The 12,566-nt window shown below is 68.9% G+C and carries 14 protein-coding genes; 8 read left to right on the top strand and 6 right to left on the bottom strand.

Going from position 1 to position 12,566, the window contains the following annotated elements; all coding sequences use genetic code 11:
- The first annotated feature begins 14 nt into the window (after window positions 1-14).
- Window positions 15-284 (top strand): STAS domain-containing protein, encoded by a 270-nt coding sequence (locus KIS93_RS29535; RefSeq protein ID WP_186404508.1) that lies wholly within the window; start codon window positions 15-17, stop codon window positions 282-284.
- Window positions 285-463: 179 nt separating this feature from the next.
- Window positions 464-1,228 carry an NBR1-Ig-like domain-containing protein gene (locus KIS93_RS29530; protein WP_080044567.1) on the top strand — a complete coding sequence of 255 codons (765 nt, stop codon included), beginning with the start codon at window positions 464-466 and terminating at the stop codon, window positions 1,226-1,228.
- Window positions 1,229-1,285: 57 nt separating this feature from the next.
- Here the strand turns inward: KIS93_RS29530 and KIS93_RS29525 are convergent, their stop codons facing one another.
- Genes KIS93_RS29525 through KIS93_RS29515 form a run of 3 tightly spaced genes read right to left on the bottom strand, consistent with a single transcriptional unit; the run spans window position 1,286 to window position 4,042 of the window.
- Window positions 1,286-2,260, bottom strand: coding sequence for a SpoIID/LytB domain-containing protein (locus tag KIS93_RS29525; RefSeq protein ID WP_222107655.1), 975 nt, complete (start codon window positions 2,258-2,260; stop codon window positions 1,286-1,288).
- A gap of 17 nt (window positions 2,261-2,277) precedes the next feature.
- Window positions 2,278-3,156, bottom strand: coding sequence for a peptidase inhibitor family I36 protein (locus tag KIS93_RS29520; protein ID WP_080044569.1), 879 nt, complete (start codon window positions 3,154-3,156; stop codon window positions 2,278-2,280).
- 46 nt (window positions 3,157-3,202) lie between these two features.
- Window positions 3,203-4,042, bottom strand: a complete 840-nt coding sequence (locus KIS93_RS29515; RefSeq protein ID WP_080044570.1) for a peptidoglycan-binding domain-containing protein — start codon at window positions 4,040-4,042, stop codon at window positions 3,203-3,205.
- Window positions 4,043-4,500: 458 nt separating this feature from the next.
- Here KIS93_RS29515 and KIS93_RS29510 point away from each other — a divergent pair, with 458 nt between their 5' ends.
- On the top strand, window positions 4,501-4,707 hold the full coding sequence (locus KIS93_RS29510) for a cold-shock protein (RefSeq protein ID WP_080044571.1): 207 nt from the start codon (window positions 4,501-4,503) through the stop codon (window positions 4,705-4,707).
- A 719-nt stretch (window positions 4,708-5,426) separates the two neighbouring features.
- Window positions 5,427-5,693 (top strand): helix-turn-helix domain-containing protein, encoded by a 267-nt coding sequence (locus KIS93_RS29505; RefSeq protein WP_080044572.1) that lies wholly within the window; start codon window positions 5,427-5,429, stop codon window positions 5,691-5,693.
- 100 nt (window positions 5,694-5,793) lie between these two features.
- Here KIS93_RS29505 and KIS93_RS29500 read toward each other — a convergent pair whose 3' ends face one another.
- Window positions 5,794-6,435 carry a DUF3159 domain-containing protein gene (locus tag KIS93_RS29500; RefSeq protein WP_080044573.1) on the bottom strand — a complete coding sequence of 214 codons (642 nt, stop codon included), beginning with the start codon at window positions 6,433-6,435 and terminating at the stop codon, window positions 5,794-5,796.
- Window positions 6,432-7,577, bottom strand: coding sequence for an FAD-dependent oxidoreductase (locus KIS93_RS29495; RefSeq protein ID WP_186404507.1), 1,146 nt, complete (start codon window positions 7,575-7,577; stop codon window positions 6,432-6,434). Before KIS93_RS29495 ends, KIS93_RS29500 begins: the two co-directional genes overlap by 4 nt.
- 98 nt (window positions 7,578-7,675) lie before the next feature.
- Between KIS93_RS29495 and KIS93_RS29490 the strand changes: the two genes are divergently transcribed.
- Window positions 7,676-8,284, top strand: coding sequence for a TetR/AcrR family transcriptional regulator (locus tag KIS93_RS29490; RefSeq protein ID WP_080044574.1), 609 nt, complete (start codon window positions 7,676-7,678; stop codon window positions 8,282-8,284).
- A 23-nt stretch (window positions 8,285-8,307) separates the two neighbouring features.
- On the opposite strand, the gene KIS93_RS29485 is transcribed toward KIS93_RS29490, so the two are convergent.
- Window positions 8,308-9,126: a DeoR/GlpR family DNA-binding transcription regulator gene (locus KIS93_RS29485; RefSeq protein ID WP_080044575.1), complete on the bottom strand. Its 819-nt coding sequence runs from the start codon at window positions 9,124-9,126 to the stop codon at window positions 8,308-8,310.
- A 297-nt stretch (window positions 9,127-9,423) separates the two neighbouring features.
- On the opposite strand from KIS93_RS29485, the gene KIS93_RS29480 reads away from it, so the two are divergent.
- From KIS93_RS29480 to KIS93_RS29470, 3 genes are read left to right on the top strand one after another with little or no spacing between them, the layout of a single operon-like run.
- Window positions 9,424-10,716 (top strand): ABC transporter substrate-binding protein, encoded by a 1,293-nt coding sequence (locus KIS93_RS29480; RefSeq protein WP_222107654.1) that lies wholly within the window; start codon window positions 9,424-9,426, stop codon window positions 10,714-10,716.
- Window positions 10,717-10,771: 55 nt separating this feature from the next.
- Window positions 10,772-11,713, top strand: coding sequence for a carbohydrate ABC transporter permease (locus KIS93_RS29475; RefSeq protein ID WP_080044577.1), 942 nt, complete (start codon window positions 10,772-10,774; stop codon window positions 11,711-11,713).
- A gap of 5 nt (window positions 11,714-11,718) precedes the next feature.
- On the top strand, window positions 11,719-12,564 hold the full coding sequence (locus tag KIS93_RS29470) for a carbohydrate ABC transporter permease (RefSeq protein WP_080044578.1): 846 nt from the start codon (window positions 11,719-11,721) through the stop codon (window positions 12,562-12,564).
- The last annotated feature ends 2 nt before the right edge of the window (window positions 12,565-12,566 follow it).

Below are 12,566 nucleotides of genomic sequence, written 5' to 3'. Positions count from 1 at the left end.
CCTACCCGCACACCGTGCACCTCATCGGTGAGCTGGACGTCACCGGTTGCGACGTCCTGGAGGCCGCGCTCCGCAAGGCGGCGCGCCCCGGCCGCGACCTCGTCGTCGACTGCGGCCGGCTCCGCTTCATCGACGCGGCCGGGATCACCGTCCTGGTGCGCGCCGCCCGGATGATCGGTCCCGGGCGTTTGCGGCTCACGAACGTGCGGGCCGGCCCGGCCGAGCTCATCGACCTGCTCAACCTGCCCGCCACCGTGCCCAACCTCCGCCGTGACCTTGCGTGATCGCGGGACAGCGCTTTCCCTGCGCCCCCGGAAAAGGTGGAAAACGCCGCCCTTGGGGTGGTTCGTACTGTTACCTTCGCACGGTGGACGACAGACGTGCACGGGCGGAGGCGATCGCGGACTTCGCGGCGATCCTCCGGGAGTTACGTAGCGCATCCGGTAACCCTCCTTTTCGTGAGATGTCCGGCCGGTCGGGGGCGATCTCCCACACGACGCTGCACGAGGCCACGAAGGGCAACCGGCTCCCGAGCTGGGAGACCACCGTGGAGTTCGTCAAGGCCTGCGGCGCGGACCCGGCGGCGTACCGCGAACGCTGGGAGAGCGCCAACCAGGCGGTCAGGTCGCCGGGCACAGCTCCGTCCGAGCCGCCGCCTCCCGCGCGGGACCAGGGAAGGCGGCTCCGGCCGGCCTACCTGGCTGCGGTGGCGGTCGTCCTGGTGGGAGCGGCGGTCCTCACCGTGGTCGCCGTCAATCGCGGCGCCCGGCCCGCCGCGCAGAGCGTCGCCGCGACCAGCAGCCCGTCCCTCGTCGCGTTCTCCCCGGCCGAGTGCCCCGTGCCCGCGACCAACCCGCCCTGGGCCGCCCCCCTGCACGAAGGGGACAAGGCCGAGTTCGTCGAGGACGTCACCCTTCCCGACTGCACCCGCGTCGGCGCCGGCGAGACCGTGACCAAGGTGTGGCGGCTCAGGAACGCCGGGACCGTGCCATGGAAGGGCTACTCGCTGCGCCGCCTCGACGTGACCCAGCAGAACCACCACTGCCAGACCATCTCCGACGTGCCGATCGCGGACACCCAGCCGGGCGAGACGGTCGACATCCGGACCGAGGTCACCACGCCCCGCAAGCCGGGCCTGTGCTACGTGCGCTTCAAGATGGTGGACGCCACCGGGGCGATCGTGTTCCCCGGCAACCGGCCGATCAACTTCCAGCTCATCGTCGGCTGACAACGCGGGTTCTCCGCCGTGCCGGCACGGCGGAGAACCGGAGCGGGACGCCCAGCCTCAGGAGGTGCTGAGCACGATCCCCGTGTAGTAGTGCTTGAGGATCCTGGAGTAGCTCCAGCCCGCCGCGGCCTTGTCGCGGGAGCCGTACTGCGACATCCAGTCGCCGTCGACCCAGTTGCCGCACGCCGTCGTCGTGGCGCAGTACTGCGCCCGGAAGATCTTCCCGCCTCGGGTCAGGCGGGCGCCCCAGGTGGCGTCCACGGCGGCGTTCGTCGTCGCCTTCGCGGAGCCGGGCTCGTACACCTGGCTCGACGTGTGGTCGTAGACGTCGAAGCACTGGCCGCTCGGCGTCTTGCGGTTGGAGTGCAGCGCCCAGTACCAGCCGAAGTTCTTCACGGCCATCGCCCCGGCCTTCAGCGACTCGGCGGGCCAGCTCGACACCCACTCGTTCGGCAGGACGTTCTTCACATAAGTCTTGAAGTCCACCCGTTCCACGCGGTCCAGGGAGGTCCGGTAGACGAGGATCGTCGTGGGCAGCTTCGTGTCCGTGCCGTCGGTCTTGCACTCGGCCGGCGACGAGGGCGGCGGGGTGGGCGGCGGCGCGGAGCTCAGGAACTGGTGCGAGGCGTTCTGGTTCTTGAGGGTGGCGTTCAGGTTGCCTTTGGCGCCTGCGGCGAAGTCCTGGTAGGTGCCGGCGTAGCCGGTGTTGTAGTAGACGCGGACGGTTTTGCTGCTGCGGTTCCAGACGGAGGCGGCGGCGTTCTTGATGCATTCGCCCTTGCCGGCGCCGGGGCCCTTGAAGTCGTAGCAGGTGGGTTGGGTGGTGGCGTAGTCGGCGACCGATCCGGTGAAGTCGGAGACCGATCCTTCGTTGTTGCTGTTGAAGTAGTAGCAGAACTCGCCGCTGTCGCAGACGCCGTCGCGGCTCGCGGCCGAGGCGGGCGTCGCGGTGGCGAGCAGTCCTCCGCCGAGCGCCAGCGCGGTGGCCGCCGCGGCGAGCCTCGGTAACAACCGGACCGTTCGTGCGAACACAGTCGTCCTCCTCATCGCTATCGGACGTTGTAGCCCTGGGAGTTCCAGAACGAGGTCGGGTTCGGGTTGTCCAGGTGCGGGTCGCCGACGCTCTTCGCCGCCCTCGTCTGCCGTCCCAGCCGCATCTCGACGTGGGTGTGCGCGGACGCGCGGCTCGACACCCCGTGCCACGACTCGGTGGCGATGACCTGGCCGCGGGTGACCTGCTGGCCCACGCGCAACGAGGAGAGCGGAGCGGAGTGCAGGTAGATCACCGTCTTGTTCGCGGCGGCGTTGTAGATGGCGATCGTGGACAGGTTCGCCCGGCCGGTCGCCCCGCGTACGACGTTGATGACCTCGCCCGCCACCAGCGCGTGCACGTTCGAGCCCACGCCCCGGGCGATGTCGATGCCCTCGTGCCGGCCCTCCGTCGAGGTGTAGCCGTCGAAGCCGCAGGTGATCGTGCCGCTGGCCGTATAGAGCGAGTACGACATGTTGCTGCGCGACGACGAGGACGGGCCGAACTCGTGCGAGGCGTTCTGGTTCTTGAGGGTGGCGTTCAGGTTGCCTTTGGCGCCTGCGGCGAAGTCCTGGTAGGTGCCGGCGTAGCCGGTGTTGTAGTAGACGCGGACGGTCTTGCTGCTGCGGTTCCAGACGGAGGCGGCGGCGTTCTTGATGCATTCGCCCTTGCCGGCGCCGGGGCCCTTGAAGTCGTAGCAGGTGGGTTGGGTGGTGGCGTAGTCGGCGACCGAGCTGGTGAAGTCGGAGACCGATCCCTGGTTGTCGCTGTTGAAGTAGTAGCAGAACTCGCCGCTGTCGCAGACGCCGTCACGGCCCGCGGCCGAGGCGGGCGCGGCGGCGGCGAGCAGCCCCCCGCCGAGCGCCATCGCGGTGAGGATCGTGGTGAACGTTCTCATGCTGTTCTCCTTGGTTTCGGTTCGGAAAGATCGAGTCGCGGACGGGTCAGCGGCGCCGGTACTCCTCCCAGGTGCGGATGGTCACCGCCGGGCCGTCGTCCTCGCCCCGGTCGGCGAGCCCGTTCAGGCCGAGGTAGTAGTCGCCCACCTGGTGCTGGGCCTGGCTCGACAGGCTCGGGTCGCTGATCGCGACGGCGTGGATGTGCCACGGCCAGTCGCCCTGCCGCGGGCTGCGCACCCAGGCGGCGAACCCGACCACCCGCAACGCGCGGACGACCGCCGTGCGGGTGGCGGCGCTCATCCCCGCCACCGAGACGTCGACGACACCGCCGCCGTCGTGGGTGCCCGCCGAGGTCGGGTCGCCGCCCGGGTTGTACGAGCCCTGGTCCAGGACGAGCTCGCGCCCCAGCAGCCGCTCGGCCTCCGTCAGCATGCCGTTCGTACGGGCGTTGACCACGAACCCGTCAGTGGACACGCGCCCACCGGGCTCGATGACGGCGGTGACCTTGAAACGGCCGGCGCCCAGCTTGGTGAGCGACGCCTTGCCCGGCAGGCCGTTGGCGTCGAGCCCCGTCAGGCCGAGCGACTTCTGATACTTCGCGTAGGCCGCGACGGTGGTCGTGCCGAAGTACCCGTCCACCCACTTCGCGTCCAGCAGGCTCCGGTCACGCAACGCCTGCTCGACGAGGAGCACGCTGTCCTTGGCACCCGGGGTCAGCGTGCTGTCGGGCCGCCGCGGGTCGATCTGGGCCGCCTTGACGGTGGCCTCCATGCTGACGCTGGGAAGGGCCCCCGCCTCGGCCGCCTGCGCCCCGCCCGTCCCGGTCAGCAGTGAAGCGAACAGAACGGCGGGGGCGAGTGCGGCGGCGCGTGCGGGCAGCGTCATAGTGGCTCCTGGTGCGGGGTGGGGTGTCGAGACCTGAGCGACGAGGACCAACGTCGCGGTCCGCTCAGGTGTCCGCAAGGCGAACGGTGTTGTCAGCCTGTCCGGCGTGCTGCTCTTACACGTGTACGCGCAGGTCAGAGGCCGTCCGGGGGAGTCGCCGCCCGAGCGTCCGCAAGGACACCTTCCACCGGCGGGCGGCCGCGTCGGGATCGAGCGCGTACGGCCGCAGACCGGTCCGAGCCCCGGGCTCCACGTGGGGCCTGGACACTGCTCCGCCAAACTGTGGTAGGCTTGCGGATGTTGCAGTTGTTGTACCCATAAGACTTGTGCGCACCTGGCAGACGATTCTCCAGGTGCGTTTTTTGTTTCCGGTCATCTCCGGGTGGGCTTCATCGCGGCGACACCGCGATCCGCACAGTGCGGATCGCGTGACTCCCCAATCTCTGAAGGAGATCGCCATGGCATCCGGAACCGTGAAGTGGTTCAACTCCGAAAAGGGCTTCGGCTTCATCGAGCAGGACGGCGGCGGCGCCGACGTCTTCGCGCACTACTCCAACATCGTCGCCAACGGCGGCTACCGTGAGCTGCACGATGGCCAGAAGGTGTCCTTCAACGTCGTCCAGGGCCAGAAGGGCCCGCAGGCGGAGAACATCGTGGCCGCCTGACCTGACGCGGCCGAACGGGCCCGCACCCCATCATGGGGTGCGGGCCCGTTCCATGTCCGGCCTCAGGCGGGGCGGGCAGGAAGCTTGCCATGCCTGGATCCGAAAATCTGTATCGGCGGTGGTAGACATTCGCCACTGCGCGTACTATGGTTTCTGACATAGCAAGAAACGGATCCATCGGGCAGCGAAAGTAGTTCCTGGCATCATGACGAACTGCCCGCAGCAACACGAAGTCAGAGGTTGACGGCAGAAGGTCGGACGTGACGGGCCAGCGCAGTAGGTAGGGGCCCTGATCGTGGACGCGCTGCCGAAGACGAAGTTGGCAAGTGGTCCGAAAGAGAAAGAAGAGGAAGGGAGTGTAGACGCCATCGGGATCGCCCGTTGCCGGCTGAAGTTGCGCCGCACGGGTACCGCAGTTCCACGGGATTGGTAGGTGGTCTACGGTCACGCATCCGCGATCCGCGCATCGCCGCCGCTCTATGCGGTGGATGCGCACAACAGTAAGCCGGCCGGACGGCCGGTAGATGGTGTTGAACTCTTTCGGGGCCCCGGCGCAACAGGCGCCGGGGCCCCCTGTTCGCGTGATGAGAAGGGAATGTATGGATCAACGCCGCTCGGTTGCCGAGAGTCACGCACCGGCTCCCGGCAGGATTACGGAAACGACGGCCGAACGCACGGCCGAAGACCGGTTCGACGATGAGGACTACCCCGCCTACAGCATGGGCGCGGCCGCCGAGATGCTCGGCGTCACCCCCACGTTCCTGCGGGCTCTGGGCGCCGCGGGCCTGATCGAGCCGAAACGCTCCAGCGGCGGCCACCGCCGCTACTCCCGCTACCAGTTGCGGCTGGCCGCGCGGGCCAGGGAGCTCGTCGATCAGGGCACTCCCGTGGAAGCCGCCTGCCGGATCATCATCCTGGAAGACCAGCTCGCCGAGGCGCTGCGGATCAACGCCGCCTACGAACGCGAGCGCACCGCCGGAACCTAGCGGCCGACAGCGCCCCTGCGGCCTGGTCTCGACTGCGCTGACCAGGCCACACCGCGCCCGCCCACGGCCCGAACGACGAGCCGCCGACGAGGGAGCACTCTCATCGGTTCTGTCCGATGGCCGCCGGAGCCGGGTCTGCTCGAGCCCGCAGGATCCGCCAGCACAGATAGACGCAGACGCCCATCGCGGGCGCACCGCCCAGCAGTACGGCGGCGATGCCGAGCGGAGTCACCTTCCCGGTCAGGTACAGAGGCAGCAGCACGATGGTGGCGATGCCGTACTTCGCCACGAAGACCGCCGTGCACAGCTGGTAACGCCGTCGCCGTGCCGGGTCTCGCCGCCAGCCGAACCGTTCGGCGCGTGCTGCCCCCACCGCCAGGCCGATCACGGGCCACCGCACGAGAATGGACGCGAGGAACACCGCACCCCCGGCCGCCTGCATGAGCACGGTCGGAAGGTAGAAGTCGGCCGCGTGCCCGGTGCTCCCGGCCAGCGACGCGGAGACCCCCACGACGACCAGCCCGACCGCTGCCTGCCAGTACTTCCTGCCGGCGAGCACCCGAGCCACGGCGAACACCGCCACACCGCCGACCGCCACCAGCGCGGACGTCGACACCTGACCAGTCACCAGGTAGGCGACCAGGAACAACACCCGGGACGCGGCTCCTTCGGCGACCGTGCGCCAGCCGCCCATCGCGGCGAACCAGGACAACGACTTCTGGGTCAGCACGTCGAGGCTCATGTGCCCGCCTTCGCCGCGGCGGGCGCGGGGAAGCCGTCGCGGCGCATCGTGTCCTCATAGGCGCCGATCGCGTCGATCAGGTCCAGCCGGCCGTGATACGCCTCGACCAGAGCCGCGCAGAGGCGGCGCGCGTCCTGCATCGCCAGGTTGCCGCCGAACCCTGGGGCCAGGTGGATGGCGTCGCCGATGACCGTCACCGGGCCGGCGGGCCAGGCGGGTACGGGCGGGATCGTCCCGATGCGCAGGGCGACCGTGAGGTCCGGCCACGCCTCGGTGACGACCCGCCGCAGGGCCGCGGGCAGGTGCCCGCCCAGCTCCTTGGCCAGGCGCCACCGCGCGGCCGGTGACGCGGCCTGGCCGAGCTGCTCCCGCGTGATCGGCAGAGCCCACATCGTGTAGTCCTCGGCCGTGGCGACCGCGTCGAGGGGCAAGGCGGGCAGCCACCGCTGCCGCGCGGCCACCGGCGGCTCGGTGAACCGCAGCACGCCCAGCGCCATCATCGTGCCGCCCACCTGAACGCGGGCGGGGCTGTGGCCGATCAGCTCGGGCAGCCCGGTATCGGCGATCGTCCGCAACGCGGTCGCGCCCATGAGCATGCGCCGTCCCGAATCGACCACCCGCGCGTGCGGCAGGTGCTGACGGCGGACCGCCGAGCCGATGCCGTCCGCGCCGACCAGCACGTCCGCCGTGTCCGTGCCGCCGCCGGCGAACCACACCTGGACGGTGCCGTCGGCCCGCTGCTCGAACCGCGTGAACTCCGTTCCGAACCGGACCACGTCCGCCAGCCCCGCCAGCAGCACCGCACGCAGCAGCGGGCGATGAGCCTGCCGCCCCGGGCGCGGCAGATTCCCCACGCCGGTGGCCGGTTGAGTACCCACGACGGTGAGCGTGCCGTCCACGTCGGACAACGTCAGCGTCCGCTCGCGCGGCCCGCCCATCGTGGCCTCGGCCATCGCGGCGTGCGCCGGAGGCAGGCACGCGCGCAACGCCTCGGCGCCTCGATCGTCGACGTGCAGGCTGACACCCTGCGCGCGGCCCTCTGCGTCGTCCCGCTCGTACACGACGACGTCGATTCCGGACCAGCGTAAGCCCTGCGCCAGCGTGAGCCCGCCCAGACCGGCGCCAATCACGATCACCTTCATCGCAGCCCTTTCTTCATCACTGATGAAGTTCAAGCTATCGGCGCCCGGACCTGAAAGTCCACCAGCGATGAAGAAAGCTCCGATAGACTGGCCCGGTCATGACAGAGCACAGTTCCCCCGCTCGTCCCGGCCGCTGGCGCACGGGCGCGGAAAGCAAGCAGCGCATCCTCGACGCGGCCCGCGCGCTGTTCCGCGAGCACGGCTACGGCGGCACCACGGTGCGCGCGGTCGCCGCCCGAGCCGAAGTCGACCCGGCGATGGTGTTCTACTTCTTCGGCAGCAAACAGGGCCTGTTCGCCGCCGCCGTCGAGCTGTCCGCCCAGGTCCCGCCGGCCATCGAATCGATCTTCGCCGGCGGCCTCGACGGCATCGGCGAGCGCATCGTCCGGACACTCGTGGAGAGCATCGACGCGTCGGGCCGCACCCCGCTCGCCATGCTCACCCGGTCGGCCCGGGCCGACGACCAGTCCGAGACGTTGATCCGCGAATACATCGACCGGGAGATCACCGGCCGGGTGGCGGCACTGCTCGGCACGCCGGACGCCACAGTCCGGGCCGGCATGGTCAACGTCCAGCTCCTGGGCCTCACCGTGGCCCGCTACATCGTCAGGGTCGAACCGATCGCGTCATCGTCCGTCGACGAACTGGCCGGCTGGTTCGGACCGCTCGTGCAGCACTGCCTGACCGGACCGGCCCCATCGTCCTGAGTGACGTTCGCCGGCGATCGGCCCTAGGGCCTGGTCGCAGGGGTGAGGACCTCGACGCCGCTCGTCTTGAGCGCGGCCCGCAGGTCGGCGGGCGGTGCGGTGTCGGTGATCAGATAGTCGGCGGCGCCGAGCTCCGACACCTGGGCGAACAGGCGGCGGCCGAACTTGGAGGAGTCGGCGAGGATCGCCACGCGGGCCGCACGCGAGATCATCTCCTGCATCATCGCGGCCTCGGCGAGGTTGCTCGTCGTGTAGCCGGCGTCGGCGGCGACCGCGCCGACGCCGATCAGCGCCAGGTCGCAGCTGACGTCCAGCTCGGCGCCGGTGTTGGCGCGGAAGCTGACCGGGCCGATCGTGGCGAGGGTGAGCGCGCGGACCGCACCGCCGAAGACGTAGATGTCGCGGATGGCCGTGGGCGGGAGCGCGCTCGGCACCAGCAGGTTGTTCGTGGCCACCGTGAGGTCGCGGTGCTGGCCGAGGCTGCGGGCGAGCGCGAGGGTGGTCGTCCCGCCGTTGATCATGATGGTCGAGCCGTCCTTGACCAGGGTCGCGGCCAGTGCCCCGATCTTCTCCTTCTCCTGCTCCTGCACGGCGAGCCGCTGGTCGACGGCGCGGTCGGTGCGGGAGACCGTGGAGAGGCTGACGGCGCCGCCGTACGTGCGCACGAGGATGCCCTCGGCGGCCAGTTGGTCGAGGTCGCGGCGCACGGTGTCGATGGAGACGCCGAAGCGCTCGGCCAGCTCGCCGACCGTGACCTGCCCGGACTCCGCGACGTACGCGGCCAGCTGAGCCTTGCGCCCGGCGGGTAGGTGGCGCTGCCGCTCGTCCCTGCCAACGCTCACTGATTCCCCCTTGTCAGTGCGGCAGTATGCCACAAACACGCCTCTGTTGGGCATAGTCCGGCACAGAGCCGATGAGAGTCGCAAGAGCGAGCAGCGCTGCCGAAGGGCCGGTGGCGGCGGGGATATCGAAAGCTCAGGGGGCGGCGAGGGGATGCCGATGCCTGCTTCATGGCACCAGAGTATGCCGTAGTTCGCAGCTTTCTGCGGTTCTTCTCTTGTTTACATTCGTAACCCGCTGCTAACGTGACGGCCAACGCGGCAGAGGGCGGAAAGATCTCGAAATAGAAGGAGCCCGTCATGGCGGTTCGTGCAACCCGGATGAGGCGAGTGGTGGGGACGGTGGCGGCGGCCACGACGGTCGCGTTGGCAGCGGCGTGCGGCTCGGGCGGCTCGGGCGACGACACCGCCTCCGACGGCACCGTGACCCTGGAGTTCGCCCAGTGGTGGGGGGCCGAGCTCCCGGCCGGGGAGTTCGACAAGATCGTCAACGATTTCACCGCACAGAACCCGAACATCAAGATCAAGCTGCTGAGCGCGCCGTACGCCTCGACGAAGCAGCAGCTGATCACCGGCGCCGCGTCGAAGACCCTCCCCGACGTGGTGGGCCTCGACGGCGCCTGGGTCAACGACTTCGCCAAGCAGGGCGCGATCACCGACCTGTCCAAGCTGATGGCCGACGCGAAGTACGACGCCGGCCAGCTCGCCAGCCAGGTGCAGCTCGAGGGCAAGACCTACATGATCCCGGTGGTCAACTTCGTCTATCCGCTCTTCGTCAACAAGGACCTGCTCACCAAGGCCGGCGTCGCCGAGGTGCCCGCCACGCGCAGCCAGTTCCTCGACGCGGCCAAGAAGATCAGCGCGACCGGCGGTGACGTGAAGGGCTGGGTGCTCCCGCTCGACACCGCCGTCCCCAACGGCGTCCAGAACGACGTCATGTCCTGGCTCTGGGCCTCCGGCGGCAGCATGCTGACCGGCGGCAAGCCCAACCTGACCAGCCCGCAGGTCAAGAGCGTGGTCGAGTACGTGAAGAGCCTGAACGACGCGGGCGCCATCGCCCCCGGCTCGCTCACCATGAAGGAGCAGGACAAGGTCGAGAAGTTCAGCAACGGCCAGGTCGGCATGATGATCGACTCGCTCGCGCACATCAACCTGATCAAGAAGAACAAGCCGGACCTGAAGTTCGAGGTGGCGGCCCTGCCCGCCGAGGACGGCTACACCGGCAAGCGCGGCATCCCGTACGCGTCGTGGGGCATCGGCATCTCCGACTCCACCGAGCACAAGGCCGAGGCGTTCAAGTTCGTGTCCTACCTGCTCAGCAAGGAGACCAACGCGAAGCTGAGCACGATCGCGAACGGCTTCCCCGGCAACAAGAACGCCAAGCCCGACTTCAGCGACAGTGACCCGCTGTTCAAGACCGCTTTCGACATCTACCAGCAGGGCTACCCGGCCAACGAGTTCGTCGGCCTGCCCAAGTCCGAGGACCTGATGCGCAGCTTCGCCGAGCAGCTCCAGCTCGTGCTGACCGGCAAGACGAGCGTCGACGACGCCCTGGCCAAGTCGCAGGAGTCCTGGTCCTCGGTGATCGGGTAGCCCGCCCAGGCGCCGTGCCGGTCACCCGGCACGGCGCGCGATCAAGGAGAAAGCGATGACATCCACGACGGCGCCGAAGGCCGCGGCGCCCACCGGGGGACAGGTCACACCCGGCCGGGCCCGCGCCACCCTGGCCGGGCGCCTGACCCCGTACGGCTATCTGTCCCCGACGGTGCTCCTGATCGTGGTCCTGATGGTGGTCCCCATCGTCATGGTGATCAGCTACTCGTTCCGGGACAACGTGATCGTCGAGGCGAACCCGGTGTTCGCCGGGTTCGCCAACTACACCAAGGTGCTCACCGACCCCGACTTCCTGGCGGCGCTGAAGAACACCGCCCTCTTCATCTCGGTCAGCACCGTGGCCCACCTGGTGCTCGGCCTGGCCTTCGCGATGATGCTCAACAGCCCGTTGCTGGGCGGGGTCGCCAAGGCCGTCTTCCGGATCGTCTACATCCTGCCCTGGCTGTTCACGATCGCGGTGATCGCCGTCATCTGGCGGCTGCTGCTCGACCCGTCCGGCGTGGTCAACTACGTGCTGCGGACCCTGGGCCTCATCCAGGAGGGCGTGAACTGGCTCGGCGACCCGGACAAGGCGCTCTGGGCGATCACGTTCGTCAACATCTGGTCCGGCTACCCGTTCTTCATGATCAGCTTGCTCGCGGCGCTGCAGGGCATCCCCGGCAACCTGTACGAAGCGGCCGCGATGGACGGGACGAACTGGTACCAGCGCTTCGTCCACGTGACGCTGCCCCAGCTGCGGCCGGTGATCGTCAGCATGGCGGTGCTCGACCTGATCTGGACGTCCCAGCAGTTCGCCCTGATCTGGATGACGACCGGCGGCGGCCCGCTGAACACCACCGAGATGCTCAGCACCTACACCTACAAGCAGGCCTTCAGCGAGTACGAGTTCGCGACCGCGTCCGCCGCCGCCGTCATCGTGCTGCTGCTGACGATGATCCTGGCCTTCTTCTACGTACGCCAGCAAAGGGAGCGGTGAGACGCATGGCCACCACCGTCAAGACCCGCCGCACCCTCGCCAAAGCCGGCGTCCTCACCGGGCTCGTCATCGGCGGGCTGTTCGCCTTCCTGCCGGTCCTGTGGATGGTGTCCACCTCGCTCAAGAGCAACGGGGAGGTCTTCCAGAATCCGCCGAAGCTCGTCACCGAGAGTTTCTCGTTCGACGCGTACTGGGCGATCCTGGGCGACGGCACCCAGCTGCGGTACTTCCTCAACAGCTACGTCGTCGCCTTCGCGGTGACCATCCTGACCCTGCTGGTGGCCCTGCTGGCCGGGTTCGCGTTCAGCCGCTTCACGTTCCCGTTCCAGAAGACCATCAACGCCGTGATCGTCAGCGTGCAGGCGGTGCCGCCGATCACGCTCGTCATCCCGTACTTCGGGCTCGTCGTGGGGCTCGGGCTGTACAACACCTATCCCGGCCTGATCCTCACGCACATGGTGTTCACGCTGCCGTACGCGATCATCATGATCACCGCGTACCTGAACACGCTGCCACGGGAGCTGGACGAGTCCGTCAAGGTCGACGGCGGCACCAACTGGACCGCGCTGTGGCGGATCCTGGTGCCGATCTCGGTGCCTGGGCTGATCGCGGTCGGCGTGTACACGTTCATGATCTCGTGGAACGAGTACCTGTTCGCGCTCTCGCTGACCCGTACCGACGACATGCGTACCGTGCCGATCGGCATCCAGCTGCTCATGGGCCAGCACTCCTACGAGTGGAACCAGATGATGGCGATGAGCATCCTCGGGTCCGTGCCGGTCCTCCTCCTCTTCCTCCTGTTCCAGCGACGGTTCATCGGCGGGCTCACCGCCGGCGCCGTCAAGGCCTGACG

Origin of the sequence: [Actinomadura] parvosata subsp. kistnae, from assembly GCF_900323885.1 — a bacterium.
In the GTDB taxonomy this organism is placed as follows: Bacteria; Actinomycetota; Actinomycetes; order Streptosporangiales; family Streptosporangiaceae; genus Nonomuraea; species Nonomuraea composti.
Note: the sequence above shows the minus strand (reverse complement) of the source record. Positions and strands in the feature narration are given on the sequence as shown.